We start from the raw sequence: 25,833 nt of genomic DNA, 5'->3' as shown, positions 1-25,833 counted from the left end.
GGCGGCAAGCGTCGACTTGTATCGGTTTGTCATCCGATCTGTAGTGTCGTCGGGATGGCTCTCGCGTGGCCAGGGGTGGTGGCGCGGGCCGGGGTGATCGAGCATCCACGGCCACTGGAGCGGTCATGGATGCACCCGAATCGGGTGGACTCGATGCGATGTCTTGCCGCAGCTCGACTGTCTTGGAACGCGGTTCGCAGGCACTAGTGTAAAGGCTATTTACATTTAGTCCGTGTAGCGTTCGTCGATGTCACGACAGGGTGTGCGGGAGAGGCTGGGACATGTTCACGTTCTTGGGGCGGGCCACCACCCGGCGACGCGGGGCGGTACTCATCGGTGCCCTGGTCCTGGTGCTCGTCGGCGGCGTCTGGGGAACGGGTGTCTTCGGATCGCTCACCGGTGAGGCCGGCTTCGACGATCCGGACAGCGAGTCCGTCCGAGCGACCGCCACCATCGAGGACGGGATCGGCAGGACCGCGGTCGACGTTCTCGCGCTGTACCGCAGCGACGACGCCACCGTCGACGACCAGGCGTTCGAGTCGGCCGTCACCGCCGTGGCGGACGACCTGACCGCATCGGATGCCGTCTCTGTGGTGCGCTCGTACTACTCGACCGGCTCCGAGACGTTCGTATCCTCGGACCGCAGCAGTACCTACGTCGCGATCCAGCTCGCGGGCGACGACGCCGCAGCCCGGGCGGACTCCTACGACGCGGTGTCCGACCTGCTGGTGGCGCCGGGGCTGGACGTCGAGCTCGGCGGCCAGGTGCCGATGGGGCAGGAGATCAACGGGCAGATCCAGGGCGACATCGCCCGGGCCGAACTGATGGCGATGCCCATCCTGCTGGTGCTCATGGTGGTCATCTTCCGCAGCGCGGTCGCCGCGCTGCTGCCCCTGGCCGTCGGCGCCCTGTGCATCATGGGGTCGTTCGTGGTGCTGCGGCTGATCACGATGGTGACCGACGTCTCGGTCTTCTCCGTCAACCTGGTCACCATGCTCGGGCTCGGCCTGGCGATCGACTACGCGCTGTTCATCGTCAGCCGGTTCCGCGAGGAGCTGCCGGCCAGCGCCACCCCTGCCGAGGCGGTGATCCGGACGATGCGGACCGCCGGTCGCACGGTGGCGTTCTCGGGCCTGACCCTTGCGGTGTCCCTGCTGAGCCTGCTGTTCTTCCCGCAGGTGTTCCTGCGCTCGATGGGTCTCGGCGGTGTCGCGACCGTGCTGTTCGCGCTGGTCGGAGCGCTCGTGGTGCTGCCGGCGCTGCTGGTGGTGATCGGCCGGCGGATCGACTCGTGGCGCATCCCGTCACCACGCAAGGCGGCCGGGCGCGACGGCGAGCGCTGGTACCGGGTGGCACACGCCGTGATGCGCCGGCCCGGTGTGGTCACCGCCGGCATCGTCGGTGTGCTGGTCGCGCTCGGCCTGCCGTTCCTGCGCGTCGACTGGGGCATGGCCGACGCCAGGGTGCTTCCCGAGCGCACCGAGGCCCGGCAGGTCGCCGAGGCGCTCGGTGACGAGTTCCCGGCCGATCCCGCCGCCGCCATCACGGTCGCCGTCACGCTGGCCGACCCCGTCGACAGCCCCGCCGGCCGGTCGGCGCTGGAGGACTTCACCGCCAGGCTCACGGCGGTTCCGGGCGTCGACGGCGTCGACCCGTCCGGCGCCGCCGGCGACACCGCCGCCCTGAGCGTCCGCTACGCGGCCGAGCCGCAGTCCGGCGAGGCCATGGAGCTGCTGACCGCGTTGCGCGCCCTGCCGCCGCCGGGCGGCGGCGAGGCACTGTTCACCGGTGGCCCAGCCGGGCTCGCCGACCTGCTCGACAGCGTCGGCTCGCGGCTGCCGTGGATGGGGCTGTTCGTGGGCGTGGTCTCGATCGTGCTGCTCTTCCTCGCCTTCGGGTCGCTGATCCTGCCGATCAAGTCGATCGTCATGAACCTGCTGTCGCTGTCGGCGGCCTTCGGCGCGATCGTGCTGATCTTCCAGGACGGCCACCTGTCCGGGCCGCTCGGATTCACCCCGACCGGCCTGGTCGACGCGACGATGCCGGTGCTGATGATCGCCATCGCGTTCGGTCTGGCGATGGACTACGAGGTGTTCCTGGTCTCGAGGATCAGGGAGCAGTGGGACCGCACGGGCGATCACGTCGAGTCGATCGCCACGGGTGTCCAGAAGACCGCGAAGATCATCACCGCGGCGGCGCTGCTGCTGGTCATCGTCGTGGGCGCGTTCGCGACCTCCGGGGTCACGTTCATCAAGATGGTCGGCATCGGCCTCGTCGTCGCGATCGTCGTCGACGCGACGATCGTGCGGGCGCTGCTCGTGCCGGCGACGATGCGACTGCTGGGCCGCCGGTGTTGGTGGGCTCCGCCGCCGATGCGGCGATGGTGGGACCGGCACGGGTTCCGCGAGGACGAATGGGCCGGCGCCTCGTCCGACGAGGCACCGCGTCCGGCCGACGTGGTGAGCGGCACCGCGCGACCGTGAATCCGTGCCGTGCGGCAGCCGCGGGTCGACGAGGACCGGCGGCCGGCGCACAGCAGTCGTCAGACGATCCGGGGGGACCGACCGTGGAGAGGTACTCGACGACGGCCGATCTGGTGACGGCGTGTCTCAATGACGATGAGCAGGCCTGGCGCGATCTCGTGGTCCGCTACGCGCCGCTCGTGTGGTCGATCGCCCGAGCCCACCGCCTGAGCGCGGCCGACAGCGAGGACGTCAGCCAGGCGACGTGGATGCGGCTGTGGCAGAACCTGCCTGGTCTGCGCGATCCCGCCCGGCTGACGGAATGGCTGTCGGTGATCGCCAAGCGCGAGTCACTGCGCTATCTGGACGCCGCCTCGCGACGCGCCCAGGCGTGGAACCCGGAGGCCCTGGTCCGATTACCGGACCAGAGCGAGTCGGTCGAGGGCCGCGTGATGTCCGGGCAGCGGGACGACCAGCTCGCCCGGGCCCTGCTCTCGCTGCCGCCGCGCTGCCAGCACCTGCTCGCGCTGTTCGTGGAGAACCGCACCTATGACCAGGTCGCCGCGGCACTGGAGGTGTCGGCCGGCTCGGTCGGGCCGCTGCGCAACCGGTGCATCGCCCACCTGCGCGCGCTGCTGGACGACAGCGACTGAGCCGGTCAGCCGGAACGCCTGGCGTCGTCGGCCCGCTCGACGACCTGAGGCGGCACGCTGCCGAGGAGCTCGCGCAGCTCGGCGACGAGGTCGTCACCCGCCGCCTGCTCCGGGTGTTCCACGTTCTCTGGGGCGTCGTCCACGCTGGCGCCTCCTCGCGCTAGGTCCGTCCGGCCCGGCCGGGCAGAGGTGTCTCACGCGGGCGAGAGATGGGCCGGCGGCAGGCCCGGATGTGCCCGCAGTCCGGGATGCCGCGTACTTGCCTGAACGCTACACCGCAGTACCTGTGAATGCGCTGTGAAGGCGCTCTCTTCGGTCGTCTCGATTTAACCGGGAGTTTAAAGAATACCGCGCAAAAGGGCATGTGATCGAGGCCACACAAATTCTGCGCCCATCACTGTACGACCAAGCCCTCCGATCAGGTCATACCGATGTATATCGCCGCGTTGCGGTGCGTAACGGTCAATCGGAATGCCGATCCCGGAGGAATCATGACGGTGGCAAAGGACGAGGTCTTCGAAGCGGTGCGCGCGGCGCTGGTCGACGCGCTGGGTGTCGAGGAGGAAGACGTGGTGGCCGAGGCGACGCTGCTCGGCGATCTCGAGGCGGAGTCGATCGATCTGCTGGACATCCTCTTCCGCCTCGAGCGGTCGCTGGGCGTCAAGATCTCGGCCGCCGATCTCGGCGAGCACGTGCAGGGCGGGATCTCCGAGGAGGACTTCGGGACGGCGGAGGGCGTCGTCTCCGACGTCGGCCTGGCCCAGCTGGCTACGGTCATGCCGCAGATCGACGTGGAGGCCCTGCGCGGCAAGCTGCCGGCCGAGGGCGTGATGGGACTGTTCACGGTCGACAATCTCGTCGACCTGGTGCTGGCTCGGGTGACGTCGCCGGCCGCGGTCTGAGATGGAGGTCCGCGTCGGCGTCGATCTCGTCCACGTCCCACGACTGCGCCGGTTGCTCACGGAACAGCCGGCCATCGGCGGCCAGCTGTTCACCGCCGGCGAGCTGCGCGCCTGCGCCGACCGGCGGAACACGGTCAGCCGGCTGTCCGCCCGGTTCGCCGCCAAAGAGGCCGTGCTGAAGGCGCTGGGCACCGGCCTGGGGCCGCGGATGCGCTGGCTCGACGTCGAGATCGTGAACGAGCCGTGGGGCCGGCCGGTGGTGCGGCTGCACGGGGAGGTCGCAGCGGCCGGCGCGCGCCGAGGGGCCCGGACGGTGGACGTCTCGCTGTCCCACACCGCGGACTTCGCGCTCGCCCACGCCGTCGTCGTCATGTCCGGCGAGCCCGGCCCCGAAGAGGAGGGATGATCGTGCTCTTTCACCTGACCGACCGGATCACCGGCTACGAACCGGGCCGGTCGATCCGGGCGCGGAAGGTCACCTCGCGTACCGAGCCGTACTGGCGGGAGACGCCGGACGGCCCGGCGATGCCGGCTCCGCTGATCCTGGAGACCCTGTGCCAGGCGGGCGCCTGGCTGGTCATGCTCGACACCGACGTGCGCCGTCGCGCCGCCCTGCTCTCGGTCGCGGACGTGCGATTCCCCGGCAGCGTGCGGCCCGGCGACGTGCTGGACGTGATCGCCCATGTCGAGTCCGCGTCGGAGGAGCGGGCCGTCATGTCCGGTGCGGTCGAGGTCGGCGGCCGCACCGTCATGGAGGCGGCCGATGTCATGTGCGCCCTCATCGACACGGCGGAGCTGGACGACCCCGAGACGACCCGCCGCCAGCTCGCCGCGCTTCGGGACACCGGCCGATGAGCCGCGACGAGCGGCGGCGCGTCGTCGTCACCGGGATCGGCGCCGTGACACCGCTGGCCAATGACGCCCCGGGCACCTGGAAGGCCCTCGCCTGCGGCCGCAGCGGGGTGCGCACGATCAGCACCTTCGACGCGTCGACGTTCCCGGTGCGGATCGCCGGCCAGGTCACCGGCTTCGACGTGACGTCCGCGGTGCCCGAGCGCCGGCACCGTCGCTACCTGTCCCGTGGCGCCGGGTACGGCGTGGCCGCCGCGGTCGAGGCGCTCGCCCAGGCAGGCCCGCTGACCGGCACCGACCCGTACCGTCGCGGCGTCTCCGTCGGCGGCACCGTCGGCCGGGTCGAGCTGCAACAGCTGGCCGACATGTCCTGGCTGCTCGAGTCGACCGGCCACAGCAAGATCTTCCGGCAGTCACCGGCCGAGGTCCTCGAACGCGACCAGAACGTCGGGCCCGCCGTCATGGCCGACATAGGCGACTGCCGCGGCCCGTTCGTCTCCGTCAGCACCGCGTGCGCCGGAGCGGCCCACGCGCTCGGCGAGGCGTACCTGCGGATCCAGGACGGCGACGCCGACATGATGCTCGCCGGCGGGTACGACGCGCTGACGACCTGGATGGACGTACTCGGCTTCGCCCTGCTCGGTGCGCTGACCCAGGACTCGCCGGACGAGCCGGACCGCGCCTGCAAGCCGTTCGACGCGCGCCGCAACGGCTTCGTGCTCGGTGAGGGCGCGGTCATCGCGGTCCTCGAGGAGCGCGAACACGCCATCGCCCGCGGCGCGACCGTGCTCGGCGAGATCTCCGGGTACGCCTCCAGCCTGAACGCGTACCGGATCACCGACTCGCCGCCCGACGGCGGTGGCGCGATCACCGCGATGCGCGATGCGCTGGCCGACGCGGACCTGCGCCCGGACGACGTCGACTACGTCGTCGCCCACGGGACGGGCACGCCCGGCAACGACGCCAGCGAGACGGTCGCCATCACCGAGGTGTTCGGGCCGTGGGCGCACCGGCTGTCCGTCAGCTCGCCGAAGTCGATGGCCGGCCATCTCACGTCCGCGGCCGCCGGCCTCAACCTGATCGCCGCGCTCGGCGCCCTCGGTGAGCAGCTGGTGCCGCCGACGATCAACCTCGACCGCCCGGACCCGGCGCTGACGCTGGACTACGTGCCGAACGTCGCCCGTGCCAGGCCGGTCCGCGCCGTGCTGGTCAACGCCTTCGCCTTCGGCGGAACCAACGCATGTTTCGTGGTCACCGGACCGGGACCGCGACCAGGGCAGGAGACCCCTCGATGACGACACCGCTGCTCGACGAGACCCGTGCCATGGACCTGGCGGCGGCCGCCGCGGCCAGCGGACTGGACACCGTGGTGTCCCTGCGGCCCGGCGTCGCCGGCGTCGCCACCAGGAACGTCCCGGCGACCTCGGCCGTCTTCGCCACCCACTTCCCCCGCTTCCCTGTCGTTCCCGGCGTGCTCATCATCGACGACCTCGCTCGGCTCGGCGCACTGGTGCTGACCGGCGACGGCCGGCTGGACCGGTGGCGACTGGCCGGTGTGACCCGGGTCCGGTTCCGGCATTTCGTCCGGCCCGGCGACGTGGCCGAGCTGAGTGTCGAGGTGCGGTCCGGCGGCGACGAGCCGGTCCTGCGCGGCGACGTCCGCGTGGGCGGCTCTCCGGTCACCACGGTCGGTTCGCTCGTCATGCGCGCCACGGCCGCGGGAGCCGGCGTATGAGCCGCGGAACCGGGCGGCGCGTCGCCGTGACCGGGATCGGGCTGCTGTCGGCGCTCGGCACCGGCCAGGCCGACACGTGGGCGGGGCTCATGGGCGGCCGGACGGCGATCGGCCCGTTGACGGGCTTCGACGCCACGACGCTGCGGACCCGTATCGGCGCCGAGCTGACCGGCTTCGTCCCGTCGCGGTTCGCCTCGCGCCGCACCCTGCGCAGCGCCACCCGGGAGGACGAGCTGGCGCTGGCAGGCCTCTCGCTGGCGGTCGACGACAGCGGCGCGGACCTGGCCCGACTCAACCCGGAGCGGCTGTCGGTGTTCCTGGGCGGCAACAAGGAGATCTCGCGTCCCCAGCACCTGATCGACGGCTCGCTGTCGGTGCGCGAAGCGGACGGCTCGGCCCGCGAGAGTGTGCTGGGCGAGCGGATGGGATCCAGTTTCTACCCGCTGTTCTACGTCGAGGGCCTGCAGGCCGCGGCGCTCTTCTACGCCTCGCAGCGCTACCAGGCCAAGGGGGCGAACGCCTACTTCCACGGCACGGCGGACGCGGGCGCCACGGCGATCGGGCGCGCCTACCGTTCCGTGCGCCGCGGTGAGTCCGACATCGCGCTGGCCGGGGGGTTCGACACCGGGGTCTCGTTCTGGGCGATGTCGAAGATGGACGGCCTCGGCGTCCTGACCGACCGCAACGATCTGGGCGCCGGCGCGTTCCGGCCCTACGACCGGGAGCGGTCGGGCTCCGTGCTCGGCGAGGGTGCGGCCGTTCTGGTGCTGGAGGAGTTCGAGATCGCTGCCGCCCGCGGCGCTCGGGTGTACGCCGAGATCGGCGGCCTCGGATCGGCGTTCGACGTCGGAGGGCTGGTGACCCCCGAGCCCGACGGCGCGGCGCTGACGGCCGCCGTCGCCGCCGCCGGGCGGGAGGCCGGCTGGACGGCGGACGGCCCGGACTACGTCGCCACCCACGGTTGTGCCACCCGGCTGGGTGACGCCAGCGAGGCCGCGGGCCTGCGGTCGGCGCTCGGTGCCGCCGCCGGCCGAGTGGTCGCCAGCAGCGTGAAACCGGCGCTCGGGCACATGGTGGCCGCGGCGGGCGCGGTGAACATCGCCGTGGCGGCGCTGGCGGTGCACCACGGCAGCGTTCCGCCCACCCTCAACCTGACCGACCCCGACCCGGACTGCGCCATGGACTGGGTCCCGAACGAGGGCCGGGACCTGCCGGTGCGGTCCGCGCTCGCGCTGGCCCGCGGCCTCGAGGGACAGAACGTCGCGGTCGCGCTGCGGGCGGCGTGATGCAAGCCATGGAGGCGTGATGGACAGGAGCGAACGATGAGCCAAGAGAACGCGGCCACTGTCCGGGTGGCGGTACACGCCGTCGGAGCGGTGACGGCGCTGGGCGAGGACGCCGCTGCCCTGTGGACCGGGGCGCGGGACGGCCGGGTGGGTATCCGGCCGGTCCAGCGGCTGGACCTGACCGGCGTGCGCACCAAACTGGGCGGCGAGGTCGACGCCCCGATCGGGACGATCCACCGCTTCCCCCAGCCCGGCGGGTATCGCGACCGTGTCGTGGAGCTGGCGCTGCACGCGGCCGACGAGGCCGTGACCACCGCCGGCCCGGTCATCGGGCGCGCCGGCACCGACCGTTGCGGCGTGGTCTACGGCACCTGCAACGCCGGCCTGCTCTCCGGCCGAGAGTGGCTGGCCGCGGTGGACCGCGGCGAGCGGCCGGCCCCCGGGCTGGCCCCGATGTCCACACCGCAGGCCGCCGCCGAGGCCCTGGCGGGGGCGTTCGGCTTCGGCGGACCGGTCGTCTCGGTCAACACCGCGTGCGCGTCCGGCGCGAACGCCATCGGCTGGGCCGCCGACCTGATCAGGTCCGGGCAGGCCGACCTCGTGCTGGCCGGCGGTGCGGATGCCTTCTCCGACGTGCTCTTCGCCGGCTTCCACTCGCTGGAGGCGCTGTCGGCCGATCCGGCGCGGCCGTACTCCCAGGGCCGCAGCGGCCTGTCACTGGGCGAGGGCGCCGCGTTCCTCGTTCTCGTCCGTGAGGACCTGGCCGAGCCGGACGAGGTACTGGCCTGGCTCGGCGGTTACGGGCTGTCGGCCGACGGGTACCACCCGACGGCGCCGCGGCCCGACGGTTCCGGCGCCTCGCGCGCGATCGCGACGGCGCTGCGGACCGCGGGCGTCGCGGCGGCCGACGTCGGCTACGTCAATGGCCACGGGACGGGCACCGAGAAGAACGACCCGGCCGAGACGCTCGCCATCCGCGCGGCCCTCGGCTCCGCCGCCGACGACGTGGTGGTCAGCAGCACCAAGTCGGTCATCGGCCACCTGCTCGGCGCGGCCGGCGCGGCCGAGGCCGTCGTGACCGTCCGGGCGCTGGAACAGCGGACCGTGCCGCCGACCGCGTCGTACCTGGGTCCCGACCCGGCCTGCGACCTGGACTATGCCCCGCTCGACGCCAGGCCGCTGGACAGCCGGGTGGCCGTGTCCAACAACTTCGCCTTCGGCGGGTCCAACGCCAGCCTGGTGCTGCTGCGCTCCGACGACGAGCGCCGCCCGCCCGCGCCCGGCCTCGACGAGGTAGTGGTCACGGGCCAGTCGCTGCTGGGGCCGTTCGGCGACGGCGTCGCAGCGGCCCGGGCGGCGCTGGACGCGGGGACACCCATCCCGGCCGATCCGCAGGGCCGGGCCGCGACCATGACGGTCGACCCAGAGCCCTATCTCAGCCGCAAGGCCCGCCGCCGGATGGACCGCATGACGGTCACGGCCGTCGTCACGGCGGCGAAGGCGCTGGCCCAGGCCGGGTACGTCGACGCCGCCGACCGCGCCGGGATCGGTGTCATCCTCGGGACCTCGGCCGGGCCGGTCGAGTCGATGGCCCGGTTCACCCGCGGCGTCCTCGCCGACGGCGCGTCCGGCGCCGATCCCGCCGTCTTCCCCAGCACGGTCTACAACCAGGCCGCCGGGCAGGTGGCCCAGCAGCTCGGCCTGTACGGGCCGACGTCCACGGTCTCGGCCGGGCACGCCTCCGGCGCCGCGGCCCTGGCCTACGGCTACGAGCTGGTCCGCACCGGCCGCGCCGACACGATCGTCTGCCTGGCCCTCGACCTGATCGACGACCTCGTGGTCCGTGCCTACCGGGACCTCGGCGTGCTGTCGAGGACGCCCGGCGACCGCCGGTTCGCGATCACCGACACCTCGGTCGCGATCGTGCTCGAACGACGGGAGACGGCCCGGCGACGTGGCCGCCGGCCCATGGCCGAGCTGGCCGGATACGGCGCGGCGAGCCGGATCCGGCCGGGCGGCGTGTCCTGGGACATCGACGGCGACGCCAGCGCGCGGGCCGTCACCCAGGCGCTGCGCGCCGCCGGTGCGGCGCCGGACGAGATCACCCGGCTGTGGCCGGCCGCGGCCGGCCTGGAGCCGGCCGACCGCGGCGAGCGGTCCGGCCTCGCCAATGCGTTCGGCGGCCGGCTGCCGGCGCTGCGCACACCGAAGGCCGTGCTCGGTGAGCCGGTGGGCCCCGGCGGGGCACTGTCCGCCGCGCTGGCCGTCGACGAACTGGCCGGTGATCCGCACGGCGGGGCCGCGCTGGTCCACGCCACGTCCCTGGGCGGCTCGGCGATGTCGCTCGTGCTCCGTCCCTGCCCCGATGACAACCAGAGAGGTGTCCGATGAAACTCGACGATCGGGTGGCGGTGGTCACCGGCGCCTCGCGCGGCATCGGCCGCGCAACGGCGCTGGCGCTCGCCGCCGACGGAGCGCGGGTCGCGGTCAACTACCGCTCCGGCAAGGACGAGGCGCTCGAGGTGGTCGCGCGCATCGAGGAGGCCGGTGGGCGAGCCGCGGCGTTCCGGGCCGACGTCTCCGACCACGAACAGGCCACCGCACTGGTGGCGGAGGTGCTCGAGACCTTCGGTGACCTGCACATCCTGGTCAACAACGCCGGCGTCTCGAACGACAGCCTGATCTACCACATGGCTCCGGAGGACTGGCTCGACGTCATGAAAGTGAACTTCGGCGGCGTCTTCAACTGCACGAAGGCCGTGCTCGACCACTTCATGAAGACGCGCGACGGCGCCATCGTCAACGTCTCGTCGGTCATGGGCGAGCGCGGGTGGACCGGGGAGTCCAACTACGCCGCGTCCAAGGGCGCGGTCGACGCATTCACCCGCAGTGCCGCCATCGAGCTGGCCCGGTTCAGCATCCGGGTCAACGCGGTCCTGCCAGGGTTCGCACCGACCGACCTGGTGGCCGGCCTGTCGACCGGTGACGTGGCGAAGAACCTCAAGCGGCAGATCCCGATGCGCGACTTCGCGACAGTGGAGCAGGTGGCCTCCGCCATCCGCTTCCTCTCCGGCCCGGAGTCGGAGTACATGACCGGGGTGCTGCTCAACATCGACGGCGGCGGCATGGCCGGCCTCGGGCTCGGGCGGCCGAAATGGTGAGCGCGGTGCGGGCCACCGTCGCCGGGACCGGCAGCTACCTGCCGGGCGAGCCGATCGGCAACGACCTGATCGACAGCCTGGTGGGACCGTTGCCGCAGGAGGTGGCCGAGGACATCGCCATCTCGTCGCGGCACTGGATCATCGACCCGGCGACCGGCAGCCACCATGAGCGGAACTCAGAGCTGGCGGCCGCGGCCGGCCGGGCCGCGCTCGACGACGCCGGCGTCGACCCCGCCGACGTCGACCTGCTGGTCCTGGCGACCGCGACGCCCGAGTACCCGCTCCCGCCGACGGTCAACCTCGTACAGGACCAGCTCGGCATCGGCACCTGTGCCACCTACGAGCTCCGCTCCGGCGGGGCGGGCACGGTGCAGGCGCTGGAGCTGGTGCGGCTGCTGATCGAGGCCGGGACCCACCGCACCGCGCTGGTGATCGGGAGCGAGACGACGTCGCCCGCGTTGGCACCGATCTTCCTCGGCGTGCCGTCGAGCAAGGTCCGCATCCGTGACCGCATCCCCGTGTACATGTTCGGCGACGGCGCCGGTGCCGTGGTGCTGCGCGCCGAGGCCGGCCCCGCCGGTGGCCTGGTGGGCGGCGCGACCGGCGCCATCGGGCCGGGGCGGGCGCCGGGCATCCAGGTGATCGGTGGCGGCACGCACGCCCCGGTCCACGAGCAGGCGGCGGCCAAGCGGCTGGTCACCCTGAAGGTCGACGTCGTCGCCGCCGGACACTTCGCGCCGGCTCTGGTGGCCGAGGCCATCGGCGAGACGCTGGCGGCCAGCGGCGCCGGGGCCGATGAGATCGACGTCTGCGTCGTGCCGGAGGGCACGTCCGGCTGGATGCGCGAGGCCATGACCGAGGGCGCGGTCGAGCGGGACGAATGGACCAAGATCACCGGCGAGTTCGTCGACAGCCTCTCGCGCCGCGGCGCCCTCGGCTGCGCCGGACCGCTGGTGTGTCTCGACGACGCCGCCCGCGCCGGGCAGCTGCGGCCCGGCCAGCGGGTCCTGCTGGTCGGCATCGAGAGCAGCAAGTGGGTGCATGCCGGCGTGCTCATCGACTGGCAGCACCCGACTTCGACGGAGGACCTGACATGAACCGAACGCACGACTACGACGTGATCATCGTCGGCAGCGGCCTCGGCGGGCTGTCGGCCGCCGCCCTGCTGGCGCACAGCGGGGAACACGTCCTCGTCTGCGAGCAGGGTGAGGGCATCGGCGGGGTGGCGCACGCCTTCGTCCGCGGCGACTACGTCTTCGACCCGGCCGTGCACGGCACCAGTGCGGGCGAGATCGTCTGGAACTTCCTGGAGTACCTCGGCGTCGACGGCCGCGTCCCGTACGTGGAGTCGCCGCACGTCTACGGCGCGGCCTTCCCGGACGGGCTGAACATCGTGGCGCCCACCGGCTGGGAGCCGTTCACCGAGGCGAACACGGCGCTGCTCACGCCCGGTGAGGCCGCCGAGATGCGCGGGTTCCTCGACGTGTGCCGCACCACGCTGCAGGAGATGTCGTGGCTGCCGTACCGGATCGACCCGCGTGAGCTCGCCGACCTGATGGCGGCGCGGCCCACCTTCTCCCGCTACCGCATGGCGACGGTCGGCGACGTCTTCGCCGACCACGTGCCCAGCCCGCGGGTGCGGGCCCTGGCCGGCGCCGCGTGGCCGTTCATCGGCTCGCCGCCGTCGCGGCTGTCGTTCCTCAACTTCGTCCAGATGCTGGACACGCACCTGGAGGGACCGCGCTATCCGCTCGGCTCGTACCAGCGCATGGTCGACGCGTTCGCGTCCGTCGTCCAGACCAGCGGCGGCACGATCCTGGCCGGAACGCCGGTGGCGGCGATCACGACGGAGGACGGCCGCGCCACGGGCGTCCGGACCGACGCCGGCGCCGAGTTCACCGCCCGCGTCGTCATCTCCAACGCCGACGTGCGGCACACCATGCACGACCTCGTCGGCGACGCCAACGTCCCGGACGCCTACCTCAAGCGGCTGAACCGCATGAAGCCGTCGCTTTCGGTGCTCACGGTCTTCGCGGCCACTGACATCGACCTGGCCGAGCTCGACATCGCGCACGAGACGTTCGTCCACCCGCACACCGATCACGACGACAACTGGCAGGACGTGCTGGCCGGCCGGCCGGCGTCGGCGTGGATGTCGAACACGACACTGCTGGACCCGAGCCTGGCCCCGGCCGGGGAGCACCTGGCGATCCTCAACGTGATGGCGCCGTGGCGGCTGGACCGGCCGTGGCGCGAGATCAAGGAGGAGGCCGGCGACGCGCTGGTCCGGCTGTTCGACACGGTCGTCCCGGAGTTCTCCGGCCGCCTGACCTACCGCGAGGTCGGCACGCCCGAGACGATGCACCGCTTCACCCGGGGCTACGAGGGCGCCACGTACGGCTGGGAGAACACGCCGAACCAGTTCGCCAACAAGCGGCTGGCGCAGACGACGCCGATCGGCGGGCTCTACCTGTCGGGGCACTGGACCGAGTCCGGGTGCTCGTCGTTCCGGGCGGTGTCGTCCGGCTTCAACGTCTCCAAGCTGGTTCTCGAGGAACTGGGCAACGAGGTCGGGGCGACGTTGCCGCGCTCGTTCCGGGATCGCACCGGCCCGGTTCAGCCGTATTCGCGCGCGACGCCCGTCGCCCAGCCGCAGGGAGCAACACCGTGACCGAGATGACCACCGCCCGTACCGGTGGCGACGCCTGGACCAGGTGCCCGAACTGCTCGTCCTACCTCTATCGCAAACGGCTCGACCGGTACGCCAAGGTCTGCCCGGACTGCCGGCACCACCTGAGGCTGTCGCTGGACGAGCGGCTGGACCTGCTGCTGGACCGCGACTCCTTCCACCCGCTCGGTGAGATCCCGGCCCCGAACGACCCGCTGGGCTTCGCCGACTCGCGGCCGTACTCCCAGCGGCTGGCCGCGGCGCAGCGGAAGACCGGCCGGCCGGACGCCATCGCCGCAGGCACGGCGACGATCGGCGGCAACCCGGTCGTCGTGGCGGCGCTGGACTTCGCGTTCATGGGCGGCAGCGTGGGCACCGTCGTCGGTGACGTCCTCGTGGGCGCTGCTCGGCGGGCGGGCGCCACGCGCACCCCGTTGCTGATCGTCTCGGCCTCCGGCGGCGCCCGCATGCAGGAGGGCTGCCTGTCGCTGATGCAGCTGGCCCGGACCGCGCAGGAGATCGCCCGGCTCCGCGAGGCCGGCGTCCTGGTGATCAACCTCAACACGCACCCGACCTTCGGCGGGGCTACGGCGTCCTTCTCCTCGCTCGGCGACGTGATCATCGCCGAGCCTGGCAGCCTGGTCGGCTTCGCCGGCCCGCAGGTGATCCGGCAGACGATCCGGGAGGCGCTGCCGCCGGAGTTCCAGACGGCGGAGTTCCTGCACGAGCGCGGCCTGGTCGACATGGTGGTGCCCCGCGAGAGCCTGCGGGAAAGCTTGGCCGGCCTGCTGCGCCTGCACCGCCCGGCGGAGGCGCCGGCTCAGCCGCCGGCCCGCCGCGACGAGCCGCGGCGCTGGCAGCCCGGCCCGGCGGCGACGGACCCCTGGGAGGTGGTCTGCCGGGCCCGCAACGTCGACCGGCCGACGACGATCGACTACGTGCACCGGCTCAGCGACGAGTTCGTGGAGCTGCGGGGCGACCGCGTGCACGGCGACGATCCGGCCGTCGTCGGCGGCGTGGCGCGGCTGGCCGGCCGCAACGTCGTCGTGATCGGGCACCAGAAGGGTCACGACACCGCCGAGATGGTGCGGCGCAACTTCGGCATGCCGCACCCCGAGGGCTATCGCAAGGCGATGCGGCTGATGCGGCACGCCGAGCGGTTCGGGCTGCCGGTGGTCACGTTCGTGGACACCGCGGGCGCCTATCCCGGTCTGCAGGCCGAGGAACGCGGCCAGGGCTCGGTCATCGCCGAGTGCATCGCGGCCATGTCGCGGCTGCGGGTCCCCGTGGTGAGCGTCCTGACCGGCGAGGGCGGCAGCGGCGGCGCGCTGGCGCTGGCGGTCGCCAATCGGGTGCTGATGCTCGAGTACAGCTACTACTCGGTCATCTCGCCGGAGGGCTGCTCGACCATCCTGTGGGGTAGCGCCACCCGGGCGCCCGAGGCCGCGGCCGCACTCCGGCTCACCGCTCCGGACCTGCTCGAGCTCGGAATCGTCGACGACGTCGTGCTGGAACCGGCCGGTGGAGCGCACACGGACCCGGCCGGGACGGTCGATCGGGTCGGCGAAGCGATCACGGCCGCCCTGGGCGAGTTGTCGACGCGGTCCGGCGCCGACCTGCGCGACCAGCGCCACGCCCGGTTCGACGCGTTCGGCCGGCTCGGTGCCGACGCCGAGCTCTACCGGGCCGGTGCGGCGTGAACGGCACCGAACTGCTCGACGACGCCCGCCGGAGCCTGGTGAGTCACCTGCGGACCGAGGCGACGGCGCTGATCGGCGCGTCGGCCGGGGCGATCCGCGTGGTGGAGCTCACCGCCGGCGACTGCTCCCTGAGGGTTGAACTGCCCGCTCCGGTCGCCGCGGCTCCCGCCGTCCTCACCGGCACCGGTGCCGCCGCCGTCGCCGCGCCGGCGCCGGAGGACGGGCCGGAGCATCACGGTGTCCGGGCACCGCTGGTCGGCACGTTCTACCGGCGCCCGGCGCCGGAGGCGGACGCGTTCGTGGAGGTCGGCGACGTCGTCGCGGCCGGGCAGACGCTCGGGATCGTCGAGGCGATGAAGCTCATGAACGAGATCAAGAGCGATCGGGCGGGACGCGTGGTGGCGATTCGTCCGGCCGACGGGCAGATGGTCGAGTTCGACGAGGTCCTCGTGGAGCTGGCCGTCGACGGCCACTGACCACCCTAGGCCGAGAGGAGGCATCGCCGGGTGTTCACGAAGATCCTCATCGCCAACCGGGGCGAGATCGCCGTCCGGGTGGCGCGCGCGTGTCGCGAGCTGGGTATCGCGACCGTCGCCGTCTACTCCGACGCCGACGAGAACAGCATGGTGGTCCGGCTCGCCGACGAGGCGGTCCGCGTCGGCCCCGCCGGAGCCGCCGCCAGCTACCTGAACGTCCCGAACATCATCGGTGCCGCGGTGAAGACGGGCGCGGACGCGATCCACCCGGGGTACGGCTTCCTCTCCGAGGATCCCTACTTCGCGGAGATCTGCGCCGACCACGACGTCACCTTCATCGGCCCGCCGCCGAAGGTGATGGAGGTGGTCGGGGACAAGGCCGTGGCCCGGCAGGCGATGACCGACGCGGGGCTGCCGCTGCTGCCGGGCACCGTCGACCCCGTGCACACGTTCGACGAGGCGCAGGAGATCGCGGAGAAGATCGGCTACCCCGTGATCATCAAGGCGTCGGCCGGCGGCGGCGGCCGCGGGATCACCGTCGTGCACCGTCCCGAGGACCTGCGCCGCTCCTACCAGGAGACCCGGGCGACCGCCCAGGCCGTCTTCCGCAACCGTGACGTCTACCTCGAGCGGTACCTCGAGCGCGCCCGGCACGTCGAGGTCCAGGTGATCTGCGACGACCACGGCAACGCCGTGCACCTGGGCGAGCGGGACTGCTCGGTGCAGCGGCGGCACCAGAAGCTGGTCGAGGAGGCGCCGTCGCCCGGCGTGACGCCGGCGTTGCGGGGCCGGCTCGGGGAGGCGGCGCTGGCCGGCGCCCGTGCCGTCGGGTACCGCGGCGCGGGGACGATGGAGTTCCTGCTCGAGGACGGCGGCGACTTCTGGTTCATGGAGATGAACGCTCGCATCCAGGTCGAGCACCCGGTCACCGAGCTGGTCACCGGCATCGACATCGTCGCCGAGCAGATTCGCGTCGCCGCCGGGCTGCCGCTCTCGTTCGGCCAGGACGACGTCCGGATCTCCGGTCACGCCGTGGAGTGCCGCATCAATGCCGAGGACCCGGCCCGCGGCTTCGCACCGGCGCCCGGCCTGCTGGAGGTGTTCGACCCGCCCGGCGGTCCGTGGACCAGGATCGACACCGCCAGCCGGCAGGGCGACCGCATCCCGCCCCACTACGACTCCATGATCGCCAAGTTGATCGTGTGGGCGCCGACCCGCCGGCTCGCCCTGGACCGGGCGATCCGGGCCCTCGACGAGTTCGACGTGGCCGGGCCCGGCGTCCGCACGACGATCGGCTTCCAGCGCAACGTCCTCGCCCACGCGGAGTTCCGCGGCGGCGACGCGCACACCGACTTCCTCAGCCGCCATCCTCCCGAGGAGCTGACATGATCCGTACCGCTCACCTGTTCCCAGGCCAGGGATCGCAACGCGTCGGCATGGGCCGCGACCTGGCCGACCGCCACCCGCGACTCGTGCGGCCGCTGTTCGACACGGCGAGCGACGTGCTCGGCTTCGACCTCGCCCGGGTCTGCTGGGAAGGCCCGGAGGACGTATTGCGCCGCACCGACATCACCCAGCCGGCCATCTTCGTCGCGAGCGTCGCCGCCCACCGCGTCCTGGCCGAGCGGCTCCCACCGCCGGTCGTCGTGGCCGGTCACAGCCTCGGTGAGTACACAGCCCTGGTCGCGGCCGGAGTGCTGGACTGGGTCAGCGCCCTGCGGCTGGTCCGCCGCCGCGGGCAGCTGATGGCGGCGGTGAACGACAGCACGCCCGGCGCCATGGCGGCGGTGCTCGGCCCGCCGGCCGCGGACGTCGAGGCCTGGTGCGCCGAGGTGGGCGATGGCGGCGACCTGCTGGTCGAGGTGGCCAACTACAACGCCGACACGCAGACGGTGGTGTCCGGGACGGTCGCCGGGGTGGCCGCACTGACCGAGCGCGCGCTGCGCGACGGACCCGAGGACGTGCAGGTCACGAAGCTCGGGGTGGGCGCCCCCTTCCACTGCTCGCTGATGCGCGGCGTCGAGGAGGAGTTCGCGGCCGACCTGGCCGCCACGGAGTTCGCCACGCCGCGGATCCCCGTGGTGGCGAACGCGACGGCGACGACGGTGGCGTCCGGCGCTCAGGCCCGGGCGGCCCTGCGCGCTCAGCTGGCCGGCCCGGTGCGCTGGCGGCAGAGCCTCGACGCCGTCACCGATCACCGCGTGGACGCGTTCGTCGAGGTCGGGCCGGGCCGGGTGCTGACCGGACTGTGCAAGCGCAGCCGCCCCGACATCGTGTGTCATTCGGCCTCCGACGCCCGGCGGGTCGATCGACTGGTGGCGGAACTGAGCCCGGCCCTGACGGCATGAGGTCCAGGACTGCGGGCTACCCGGTCCTTGCCGTCTTCGTCGCCTGCTCGCTCCCGATGTTCATGGCCGGCCTGGACAACCTGGTCGTGGTGACGTCGCTGACGGTGATCCGGGCCGATCTCGGTGCCGACGTCGCGCACCTGCAGTGGATCTCCAACGCCTACATCGTGGCGTTCGCCGGGCTGTTGCTGGTGGCCGCGGGGCTGGGTGATCGCTGGGGCCGCCGCCGGGTGTTCACCGCGGGGATCGCCGGGTTCACGGCGGCGTCGCTGTGTTGCGGCCTCGCCGACACCGCGGGCCAGCTCATCGCGGCCCGTGCCGTGCAGGGCGCCGGTGCCGCCATGCTGACACCGTTGTCGCTCACCATCCTCGCCGGTGCCGTACCGGCGCGCAGTCGCGGCCTGGCGATCGGTCTGTGGAGCGCCGCCAACGGCGCGGCCATCTCGCTCGGGCCGCTGGCCGGGGGAGCGGTGGCCGAGGGCCTGGACTGGCGGTGGGTGTTCTGGATCAACGTGCCGATCGGCGTGGTGGCCCTGGTGCTGGCGCGACGGTGGCTGCCGGAGAGCAGGGTGCGTTCGACTGGCGTCGACGTCGTCGGCATGGCGCTGGTCTGCGCGACGGTCGTCGCCGGCATCTGGGCGATCGTCAACGGCCCGGAGCGAGGCTGGACCGCGCCGGCCGTGCTGGTCGCCGGTGCGGTGTCCGTGGCGCTGGCCGTGGCGTTCGTGGTGTGGGAGCGGCGCACCGTGACGCCGCTGCTCCCGCCCCGGCTGTATCGGATCAAGGCGTTCACGCTGACCAACGTCGCCTCGCTGAGCATGCACTTCGGGGTGTTCGGCTCGATCTTCCTGCTGGCCCAGCTGCTGCAGGTGGCGCACGGCTACGGCCCGCTGGACGCCGGGCTGCGGACGATGGCGTGGACGGTCATGCCCATGATCGTGGCCCCGCTGGCCGGCATGCTGACCCAGCGGATCGGCGGCGGGCGGCTGATCGCGGCCGGCCTGGCACTGCAGGCCGCCGGCCTGGCCTGGATCGCGGCGGTCGCCGCTCCGGCGCAGCCGTTCGCCGAGATACTGGGGCCGATGGTGACGGCCGGAATCGGCATGGGGCTGGTGTTCGCGCCGACGGCGGCGGTGGTGCTGGCCGCCGTCCGCTCCGAGGAACACGGGCTCGCCTCCGGTGCGAACACCACGGTCCGCGAGTTCGGGGGAGCGCTCGGCATCGCGGTCCTCGGCACCGTGTTCCAGGCGCACGGCGGCTACGGCGATCCGCAGCGGTTCGTCGACGGGGTCGTAGCCGCGCTGTGGGTCGGTGCGCCCGTGGTGGTGGCCGGTGCCGTCGTGGCGCTGTTCATCCCGCGTGGCGCCGGGTCGGTCGAGCCGACGATACCGCCGGGCGACGACGCGCGCCCAGCGGTCCACTCGGCCTGAGCGAGCATACAATCGCCGACGATGACGCCTCGTCGTTCTCCGCAAGCGGGCACCGAACGGTCCCTGCTGGCGAAGGCCGGGTATCACCACGGCAACCTGCGTTCGGCGCTGATCGAGAGCGCCGTCGCGCTGGTGCGCGCCCGCGGTGCGCACCGGTTCACGCTAGCCGAGGCCGCCCGGGTCGCCGGTGTCACGGCGGCCGCTCCGTACCGGCATTTCGAGAGCCGCGAGGAACTGCTGGCCTGCGTCGCCGAGAGCGGGTTCGAGCAGCTGAAGGTGGCGATGAACGCCGTCGACCTCACCGCCTGGGACGATCCGCTGGACCGGGTGATCGCGCTGGGCATGGAGTACGTCCAGTTCGCGATCCGTGAGCCGCAACTGTTCAGGCTGATGTTCTCCGTCGAGGAGCGGCTGCCCGCGTCCGCCGCCGGGCTGGCCGCCCTGGACCTGCTGGAACAGACGCTCGAACAGGCCGGCCGGGCCGGGCGCCTGACCGTCGACGCCGGCACCGCGAAGCGGGCCGCCTGGGCGCTGGCGCACGGCGTGGCGATCCTGCGCATCGACGGCATGGCGACGTTCGAGTCCGACACGACCACGGACATCGCGAGCACCCTGCGGACCCTGCTCACCGGTCTCGCCGGCACGCCCGAGGCCTAGGGCCGCGCGGCACGAGGGCGCCGGCGGCGTCGAGGGCGTGTTCGTCCAGCGAACGGGTGCTTGACTCCGCTCGTGCGCCAATTTAATGTTTGTGGTCGTTACATCAATTATGAATTGGAGTGCCATGCGGTTGTCGCCACGCAAGTCGCGAGTATTGTTACGAACAATTCATGTGGCCGTCGCATTGGTGTTGGGAACGTATGTCTATGCGCCCGAGCACGTGACCGACGGCATGCGGCCGGCGATGATGTTCGTGGTGGTCCCACTGGCCACGCTGACCGGTCTGTGCATGTGGAAGCAGGCCGCCTTCCGGGCGCTGCTGTCCCGTTCGTCGCGGCGCGATGCCGTGGCGCCCCGGTGAGAGCGGCGGTCCCGTCCGCCCGGCTCGGCCTGGCGGTCCTGGGGGCGTCGGTCGTCGGTGTCGTCCTGCTCAGTGTGGCCGGGCGGCTGCTGGGGCCCGCACAGGACTGGCGGCCGGAGCCGTACGTCGCGCCGCCGTTGACGGATCGGCCGCCGCCACCCGTCGACACTGGCTCGGCGCCGTCCGACGGCGACGCCGAGCACGGGGTGGTCCGGGAAGACATCTCGGTCCCCGTCCGCGGCGACGAGCTGGCCGCAACGGTGTTCGCCCCGGACGCGCCCGGCTCGTACCCCGCCGTCGCGTTCGTGCACGGCGCGGGGGCGGGTGACCGGTCGTCGTTCTTCGGCCTGGCCGAGCGGTTCGCCCGGGCCGGCATCGTCGCCGTCGCCTATGACAAGCGGTCGGACTACTCCTACTTCGACAACCGCGACTTCGACCAACTGGCCGAGGACGCGAGCGCCGTCGTCGCGGTCATGCGGGACCGTTCCGACGTCGACCCCGAGCGGGCCGGGCTGTGGGGACTCAGCGAGGGCGGCCGTGTCGTTCCGCTCGCGGCCTCACGCGACTCCGGCGTGGCGTTCGTCGTGACCGTCGGCGGTGCGATCCGCGGCCCGCTGCGCAACACCGCCTGGTCGGTGTACGAAGGCCTCGCCGCGGCCGGGGCACCGGCCGGCGCGGGCCGGCTCGCCGTGCGCATCCTCGGCGGCGGGCACCTGTTCACCCTGCATCTGGACCCGCCCACCGGGGTCTGGGCCGGGGTCGGGCAACCCGCGCTGGTCATCTACGGGACGAACGACTATCTCGTCCCGCCCGCCGAGAGCTCCCGCCACATCGTCGACGACCTGCGGCGCGGCGGCAACACGGCGCACGCCGTCCGGTTCTTCGACGGAGCCGACCACGGACTGCGCCGCGACGGCGACTACGCCCCCGGCTACGTGCGCACCGTGACCGACTGGATCACGGGTCTGCCCGGCTCGGCCGCGGCCGCCGCACCGGTGGCCGGCCCGCTGCCGGTCCAGCGGTACGCCACCACGCCGGTGCCGCGCACGCCCTGGTACGGCGGCACACCGGGGCTGATCGCGACGGTGCTGTTGACCGTCGTGGGCGCCCTGGTCGTGCCCGCTATCGTGCGGCGGCGGCTGCCGGCCGGTGCCGGCGAGTGCGCCGCCGTGCTGCGGAGCAGCCGGCGGGCGATGCGGGCGGGCATCGCCGCCTACGCCGTCATGTGGGCCTATGTCGGCCTGACGATCGGCCTGGGCTACACCCGCAACGGCGGTGAGCTGCTCTTTCAGGTCGGCTGGGGCCTGGTGCGTGCAGCCGGGTTACTGGCCGTGGTGGCCGGGGCGGCGGCCGGCGCGGCGCTGCTGACGGCCCGCCGGCACGGCTGGGCGCCGGAGGGTGCGCAACAGGTGTTGCTCGCTTCGCATGGCGCGGTGGCGGCTCTCATGGTCCTCAGCGTCGCCTACTGGGGCGTATTCGAGCCACGCTGGTGAGCAAGGGAGTAGTGACACAAGGATGACCGAGACCCCGTCCGGCAAGCGCGTCCCCGCGGCCGAGCGGCGAGAATCGATCCTCGCCGCCGCGAGCGTCGTTTTCGGTGACCGTGGCTACGCCGGCGCGACCACCGACCAGATCGCCGCCGGGGCCGGAATCAGCCAGGCGCTCGTGGTCCGCAGCTTCGGTGGGAAGGAACAGTTGTTCCTCGATGTCGCCCGCCGTGCCATCGACACGGTCAGCGAAACCTTCCGCCAGGCGATCGCCGATACGGGGTCAGCGGAGCCTATGGAGCAACGCCTTGCGCACGCCCTTGTCGAACTGATCGCCGACAGGGGCATCCTGCTCAGCATCACCCACATGTTCGCCCTCGGCCACGACGCGGTCACTGGATCGGTCGCGCGCGACGGCCTGCTCGCCATCTACCGCATCGTGCGCGATGAAGCCGGACTCGGTTCAGACCGTGCGGCACAGTTCATCGCCAACGTCCTGCTCATCAACAACATCCTCACTGGCCGGCTCCACACCGTCGCCGAAACGGACGCCGACGAACTTCTCCGTGAGGCATGCCATGACAACCTCAGCCGCTTCCGCACGCTGACGAAGCAGATCGTCGCATAGCTGCACGCCAGAGTGTCCGCACACGGCGTGGGTGTTCCGCGGCCCGAACATCGGCCAACTCGCCGCGCCATATGGCCCGATACTCGATCTCGAGCAGGTGTGGATACGGGTACTCCGTGCGTGCCGGCGCCGTCACCGACCACGCGCGGACGCCACCCAGCCGCTCACGTTGGCCCGGATGGCGGCCTCGAAGACGGCCGCCGGATCGCCTTCCCGCGGCATGAAGTCGCCGAGCTCGATCGACACCAGCCCGTGCACGTTGGCCCACAGCGCGGTGGCGATCGACTCCGCCGGCGGCCGCTTCGGGAACGCGCCCGCGCGGACCGCCCGCCGGACCGCTTTGAGCAGCGGCTCGAATGTCCGCGCGCCGGACCGCGCCGCGCGCCGCCCGACGTCGGCTGGGCGCAGCTCGCCGCCGAACATGACGCGGTAGCCGTGCGGATCGGCGAGCGCGTTCTCGCGGTAGGCGTGGCCGAGCTGGACGATGTCGGCGACCGGGTCGTCGCTGACCCCGACCGCCGCCAGCCGCTCGGCGAACCGGGCGAACACCTGCTTGTACAGCGCCGAGACCAGCCCGGGCTTGCCTCCGAACAGTGAGTACACCGCCGCCGTCGACGTGCCGGCCTCGGCCGCTAGCGCGCGCAGGTTCAGCGCCGCGACGCCGTCGGACGAGACGGTCGCGGCCGCCCGTTCCAGCAGCCGGTCGCGGAGCGCGTCGTCGTGGAGCCGAGGTCTACCCACGTGGCGAGCATAACCTAACGTTGTTACATAACAGCGTTAGGTCAAGTGCCCGTCGCTGGAGGAAACGGGCAACCAGCGGCTGGTCCTCGCGGGACATTGCGCTGCTCGGTGACGCGGCACGCTCTGAACCACTCGGAGCATGCTGCGGTTCCGGGACCGCGTGACGATGCCGGCCAGTGCAACGCAGAGATCTGCCCGGCTGCCGCCGCGGCCTCCGCAGGGCTGTTCGAAGCGCGACCTGTACGAGTGAGGCGCTGGTCTTGCGCGCCGCGAGCGGTCCGCCGGGCGGCCGGGTTGCTACCGCCCGAGTGCGCTGGCGCCTAGCAGAGGCCCGCTCCGCGCCACTCTGGTCGCCTCGCCGTCGGCGATGGCTCAGAGCGGCGGCGCTGCTGACGTTGGCGCTGCTACCGCTGCCCTCGACGTGCTGAGCCCACGCGGTGCCGTCCCAGAAAGGCCGTGACTGTGAGCCGCCATTGAAACGGCCGATGATGGCGTCACTGATCAGGAGGATTTGGCGGTCACGGGCGAGGCCGGGTGATCGGCACGGCGTCGGCCGCGCCCGCGGGCCTGGCCGACCCGGCCAGGGCACCGAACACGACCCGGGCGTGTTGACACCAGCGCCAACAATTGGCGCTCATGTCACCACCCGCGACCACGACCGGCCGCCGGGCAGGGACGCCCGGCCGCCGCAGCGGGCAGCGCCTGGATGAGCTACCCATGGCGGCTCACACCGCCGCCACCGAGTCGATCACGGAGAAGGGTCGGGTTTCCCGCGACTGCAGAGCCGACCTTCTCCATGATCAAGCCGTACCCGGTCGTCGTCGCCGTGTGCGGCAGCCCCGTACGACGCCACGCTGACGGCGCACACGACCCATCCGACATCGGACCGGTTGTCCACGCCTGGTCGTCAACGTCGACGACGACCCATCGTCATCGACAACGGCGGCTAACACCGTGACTTGTCGTTCCTCGAGCTGTACTGGGGCGCGCCTCGCGCACCCGGCAGGCACCGCCCTTCGCAGCCCGTTGACCCTCGGTGCTCTTCGCGCGTACGATCACCATCAGCAACGCTTTAATACGTATTAACGCCTGGATGTCTGCTCGACATCCTCTGCCGCTTCGGCGTCCGTCGTCGGCCACGATCTCCATGGGGGATGACCATGCCTGAAGCCACCCGCGTCGCGATCACGCCCTGCGAGACGTCCGACCTCCCGTCGCCGGCTGGCCTGACCGGCGCCACCGCCGTGATCACCGATGCCCGTGGGGTCGAGCGTCGCTGGCGGTGTCGGACGGGACATCGTGGCTGATCTCTCCGCCAGGACGGCCGATCTGAGCCACTCCTCGAGTCGTTCCCCCATGGGTGACGCGTCGGCACTGATGTGGGCTGCGCGCGCATCCTCGGACACCGTGCGCGAGATCCCCTACAGGACAGTTGACGGCCGGACGATGCTCCTTCATGTGTCGCCATCCCGCGAGCCGGTCAGCTCGCCGGTGCCGACGGCGGTCTTCTACCACGGGGGCGGGTGGGTCCGCGGAACGTGGAGGCAGTTTCTGCCGCAGGCGTCCTGCCTGAACGAGCTGGGCATGCTCGCCGTGCTCGTCGAGTACCGCATGGAGGGCCCCGTGGCGGCCGCCGCGGATGCGGTGGCCGCCATGAGGGCCGTGGTCGAGAACGCCCGGGACATCGGGTGCGACGTGGAGCGCATCGTGGCGATCGGCGGCTCGGCCGGCGGCCACCTGGCACTGGCGACGGCCGTGCTCGACCTGCCGGACACCGATCCGAACCACCGGCCGGCCGCTCTCGTCCTGCTGAATCCGGTCACGAACACCTGCGGTGAGTTCCCGGCCGGATTCGGCAGACGGCACTTTGACAACGACGATCACGCCCGGCGTTACTCGCCTGTGCATCACGTCGGCTCGAGAACTCCGCCCGTGCTGGTCATGCACGGCACGGCGGATACCGCCGTGCACCACGAGAACTCCGTCGATTTCGCCCGGGCAGTGATGTCGCACGGCGGGTATGCCGAGGTCATCCTGTACCCCGGCCAGCGCCACGGTTTCTTCAATCCGCGCGACGGCGCCCGTCGGCGACCCGATGACGAAAACGTCAGCTATTTCGACAGGACGACCTGGGAAATGGCTCGTTTCAGCCGCCTGGCGGTCATCGACAAGCCCTGACCGGCGGCATTTGTCGACGCCCGCGCGGCGCGACGAGAACGCGCCCCATGACGAGCCCGCGGTACTCGCATCGTGTCGCCTGTGACGGCTACCCGGCCCTTCGATAAC

General features: G+C 72.3%; 24 protein-coding genes. 22 read left to right on the top strand and 2 right to left on the bottom strand.

The genetic code is table 11. From position 1 onward, the window contains the following. Positions 1-281: 281 nt before the first annotated feature. Positions 282-2,483, top strand: coding sequence for an MMPL family transporter (locus E1262_RS02360; protein WP_132101432.1), 2,202 nt, complete (start codon positions 282-284; stop codon positions 2,481-2,483). An 83-nt stretch (positions 2,484-2,566) separates the two neighbouring features. Next, on the top strand, positions 2,567-3,115 hold the full coding sequence (locus tag E1262_RS02355; RefSeq protein ID WP_162605733.1) for an RNA polymerase sigma factor: 549 nt from the start codon (positions 2,567-2,569) through the stop codon (positions 3,113-3,115). Between the two features lie 5 nt (positions 3,116-3,120). Here E1262_RS02355 and E1262_RS30125 read toward each other — a convergent pair whose 3' ends face one another. After that, positions 3,121-3,258 carry a hypothetical protein gene (locus E1262_RS30125; RefSeq protein WP_162605732.1) on the bottom strand — a complete coding sequence of 46 codons (138 nt, stop codon included), beginning with the start codon at positions 3,256-3,258 and terminating at the stop codon, positions 3,121-3,123. A gap of 288 nt (positions 3,259-3,546) precedes the next feature. On the opposite strand from E1262_RS30125, the gene E1262_RS02350 reads away from it, so the two are divergent. From E1262_RS02350 to E1262_RS02265, 19 genes are all read left to right on the top strand, one after another. Beyond that, on the top strand, positions 3,547-4,017 hold the full coding sequence (locus E1262_RS02350; protein WP_203453467.1) for an acyl carrier protein: 471 nt from the start codon (positions 3,547-3,549) through the stop codon (positions 4,015-4,017). Between the two features lies 1 nt (position 4,018). Then, positions 4,019-4,423: a holo-ACP synthase gene (gene acpS, locus E1262_RS02345; RefSeq protein ID WP_132101430.1), complete on the top strand. Its 405-nt coding sequence runs from the start codon at positions 4,019-4,021 to the stop codon at positions 4,421-4,423. Further along, entirely contained in the window at positions 4,420-4,872 is a 453-nt protein-coding gene (locus tag E1262_RS02340; protein WP_132101429.1) for a hotdog family protein, read from the top strand. Before acpS ends, E1262_RS02340 begins: the two co-directional genes overlap by 4 nt. Then, entirely contained in the window at positions 4,869-6,164 is a 1,296-nt protein-coding gene (locus E1262_RS02335; RefSeq protein WP_132101428.1) for a beta-ketoacyl-[acyl-carrier-protein] synthase family protein, read from the top strand. The genes E1262_RS02340 and E1262_RS02335 overlap by 4 nt, the downstream gene beginning before the upstream one ends. Continuing rightward, positions 6,161-6,604 (top strand): 3-hydroxyacyl-ACP dehydratase FabZ family protein, encoded by a 444-nt coding sequence (locus E1262_RS02330; protein WP_203453466.1) that lies wholly within the window; start codon positions 6,161-6,163, stop codon positions 6,602-6,604. Before E1262_RS02335 ends, E1262_RS02330 begins: the two co-directional genes overlap by 4 nt. After that, on the top strand, positions 6,601-7,890 hold the full coding sequence (locus E1262_RS02325) for a beta-ketoacyl-[acyl-carrier-protein] synthase family protein (RefSeq protein WP_132101427.1): 1,290 nt from the start codon (positions 6,601-6,603) through the stop codon (positions 7,888-7,890). Before E1262_RS02330 ends, E1262_RS02325 begins: the two co-directional genes overlap by 4 nt. Before the next feature lie 36 nt (positions 7,891-7,926). Then, complete coding sequence (locus E1262_RS02320) at positions 7,927-10,281, top strand: beta-ketoacyl-[acyl-carrier-protein] synthase family protein (RefSeq protein WP_132101426.1); 2,355 nt, start codon at positions 7,927-7,929, stop codon at positions 10,279-10,281. Further along, positions 10,278-11,051 carry an SDR family NAD(P)-dependent oxidoreductase gene (locus tag E1262_RS02315; RefSeq protein WP_132101425.1) on the top strand — a complete coding sequence of 258 codons (774 nt, stop codon included), beginning with the start codon at positions 10,278-10,280 and terminating at the stop codon, positions 11,049-11,051. The genes E1262_RS02320 and E1262_RS02315 overlap by 4 nt, the downstream gene beginning before the upstream one ends. A gap of 5 nt (positions 11,052-11,056) precedes the next feature. Continuing rightward, the gene (locus E1262_RS02310; RefSeq protein WP_203453465.1) at positions 11,057-12,148 is read left to right on the top strand and encodes a 3-oxoacyl-ACP synthase III family protein; all 1,092 of its coding nucleotides are present in this window, start codon (positions 11,057-11,059) and stop codon (positions 12,146-12,148) included. Beyond that, positions 12,145-13,722, top strand: a complete 1,578-nt coding sequence (locus E1262_RS02305; protein WP_132101424.1) for a phytoene desaturase family protein — start codon at positions 12,145-12,147, stop codon at positions 13,720-13,722. The genes E1262_RS02310 and E1262_RS02305 overlap by 4 nt, the downstream gene beginning before the upstream one ends. A gap of 5 nt (positions 13,723-13,727) precedes the next feature. Further along, positions 13,728-15,419: an acetyl-CoA carboxylase carboxyltransferase subunit alpha gene (locus E1262_RS02300; protein ID WP_132101476.1), complete on the top strand. Its 1,692-nt coding sequence runs from the start codon at positions 13,728-13,730 to the stop codon at positions 15,417-15,419. Continuing rightward, a complete protein-coding gene (gene accB / locus E1262_RS02295; RefSeq protein ID WP_132101423.1) occupies positions 15,416-15,895 on the top strand; it encodes an acetyl-CoA carboxylase biotin carboxyl carrier protein in 480 nt (159 codons plus the stop codon). The genes E1262_RS02300 and accB overlap by 4 nt, the downstream gene beginning before the upstream one ends. 30 nt (positions 15,896-15,925) lie before the next feature. After that, on the top strand, positions 15,926-17,284 hold the full coding sequence (gene accC, locus E1262_RS02290) for an acetyl-CoA carboxylase biotin carboxylase subunit (RefSeq protein WP_132101422.1): 1,359 nt from the start codon (positions 15,926-15,928) through the stop codon (positions 17,282-17,284). Further along, positions 17,281-18,243 (top strand): ACP S-malonyltransferase, encoded by a 963-nt coding sequence (gene fabD, locus E1262_RS02285; protein WP_132101421.1) that lies wholly within the window; start codon positions 17,281-17,283, stop codon positions 18,241-18,243. The genes accC and fabD overlap by 4 nt, the downstream gene beginning before the upstream one ends. Then, the gene (locus E1262_RS02280) at positions 18,240-19,673 is read left to right on the top strand and encodes a DHA2 family efflux MFS transporter permease subunit (protein WP_132101420.1); all 1,434 of its coding nucleotides are present in this window, start codon (positions 18,240-18,242) and stop codon (positions 19,671-19,673) included. The genes fabD and E1262_RS02280 overlap by 4 nt, the downstream gene beginning before the upstream one ends. Positions 19,674-19,694: 21 nt before the next feature. Next, complete coding sequence (locus E1262_RS02275) at positions 19,695-20,330, top strand: TetR/AcrR family transcriptional regulator (protein WP_132101419.1); 636 nt, start codon at positions 19,695-19,697, stop codon at positions 20,328-20,330. A gap of 187 nt (positions 20,331-20,517) precedes the next feature. Further along, on the top strand, positions 20,518-20,691 hold the full coding sequence (locus E1262_RS30120; RefSeq protein WP_162605731.1) for a hypothetical protein: 174 nt from the start codon (positions 20,518-20,520) through the stop codon (positions 20,689-20,691). Further along, positions 20,688-22,184 (top strand): alpha/beta hydrolase family protein, encoded by a 1,497-nt coding sequence (locus E1262_RS02270; RefSeq protein WP_132101418.1) that lies wholly within the window; start codon positions 20,688-20,690, stop codon positions 22,182-22,184. The genes E1262_RS30120 and E1262_RS02270 overlap by 4 nt, the downstream gene beginning before the upstream one ends. 22 nt (positions 22,185-22,206) lie before the next feature. Further along, positions 22,207-22,806 (top strand): TetR/AcrR family transcriptional regulator, encoded by a 600-nt coding sequence (locus E1262_RS02265; RefSeq protein WP_162605730.1) that lies wholly within the window; start codon positions 22,207-22,209, stop codon positions 22,804-22,806. A 132-nt stretch (positions 22,807-22,938) separates the two neighbouring features. Here the strand turns inward: E1262_RS02265 and E1262_RS02260 are convergent, their stop codons facing one another. Continuing rightward, positions 22,939-23,547, bottom strand: a complete 609-nt coding sequence (locus E1262_RS02260) for a TetR/AcrR family transcriptional regulator (protein ID WP_132101416.1) — start codon at positions 23,545-23,547, stop codon at positions 22,939-22,941. Between the two features lie 1,407 nt (positions 23,548-24,954). Here E1262_RS02260 and E1262_RS02255 point away from each other — a divergent pair. Then, positions 24,955-25,725: an alpha/beta hydrolase gene (locus E1262_RS02255; RefSeq protein ID WP_162605729.1), complete on the top strand. Its 771-nt coding sequence runs from the start codon at positions 24,955-24,957 to the stop codon at positions 25,723-25,725. The last annotated feature ends 108 nt before the right edge of the window (positions 25,726-25,833 follow it).

This window comes from Jiangella aurantiaca, assembly GCF_004349105.1.
Taxonomy (GTDB): Bacteria; Actinomycetota; Actinomycetes; order Jiangellales; family Jiangellaceae; genus Jiangella; species Jiangella aurantiaca.
The sequence above is the reverse complement of the archived record's forward strand: the minus strand, read 5'-3'. Positions and strand labels throughout refer to the sequence as shown.

What these genes read in the sequence shown, in the direction of transcription:
- E1262_RS02330 (WP_203453466.1), top strand. Translation starts at nt 6,161, where the DNA reads ATGACGACACCGCTGCTCGACGAGACCCGTGCCATGGACCTGGCGGCG.
- fabD (WP_132101421.1), top strand. Translation starts at nt 17,281, where the DNA reads ATGATCCGTACCGCTCACCTGTTCCCAGGCCAGGGATCGCAACGCGTC.
- E1262_RS02305 (WP_132101424.1), top strand. Translation starts at nt 12,145, where the DNA reads ATGAACCGAACGCACGACTACGACGTGATCATCGTCGGCAGCGGCCTC.
- E1262_RS02265 (WP_162605730.1), top strand. Translation starts at nt 22,207, where the DNA reads ATGACCGAGACCCCGTCCGGCAAGCGCGTCCCCGCGGCCGAGCGGCGA.
- E1262_RS02340 (WP_132101429.1), top strand. Translation starts at nt 4,420, where the DNA reads ATGATCGTGCTCTTTCACCTGACCGACCGGATCACCGGCTACGAACCG.
- E1262_RS02280 (WP_132101420.1), top strand. Translation starts at nt 18,240, where the DNA reads ATGAGGTCCAGGACTGCGGGCTACCCGGTCCTTGCCGTCTTCGTCGCC.
- acpS (WP_132101430.1), top strand. Translation starts at nt 4,019, where the DNA reads ATGGAGGTCCGCGTCGGCGTCGATCTCGTCCACGTCCCACGACTGCGC.
- E1262_RS02350 (WP_203453467.1), top strand. Translation starts at nt 3,547, where the DNA reads ATGTATATCGCCGCGTTGCGGTGCGTAACGGTCAATCGGAATGCCGAT.
- E1262_RS02320 (WP_132101426.1), top strand. Translation starts at nt 7,927, where the DNA reads ATGAGCCAAGAGAACGCGGCCACTGTCCGGGTGGCGGTACACGCCGTC.
- E1262_RS02300 (WP_132101476.1), top strand. Translation starts at nt 13,728, where the DNA reads ATGACCACCGCCCGTACCGGTGGCGACGCCTGGACCAGGTGCCCGAAC.
- E1262_RS02275 (WP_132101419.1), top strand. Translation starts at nt 19,695, where the DNA reads ATGACGCCTCGTCGTTCTCCGCAAGCGGGCACCGAACGGTCCCTGCTG.
- E1262_RS02360 (WP_132101432.1), top strand. Translation starts at nt 282, where the DNA reads ATGTTCACGTTCTTGGGGCGGGCCACCACCCGGCGACGCGGGGCGGTA.
- E1262_RS02335 (WP_132101428.1), top strand. Translation starts at nt 4,869, where the DNA reads ATGAGCCGCGACGAGCGGCGGCGCGTCGTCGTCACCGGGATCGGCGCC.
- E1262_RS02325 (WP_132101427.1), top strand. Translation starts at nt 6,601, where the DNA reads ATGAGCCGCGGAACCGGGCGGCGCGTCGCCGTGACCGGGATCGGGCTG.
- E1262_RS02315 (WP_132101425.1), top strand. Translation starts at nt 10,278, where the DNA reads ATGAAACTCGACGATCGGGTGGCGGTGGTCACCGGCGCCTCGCGCGGC.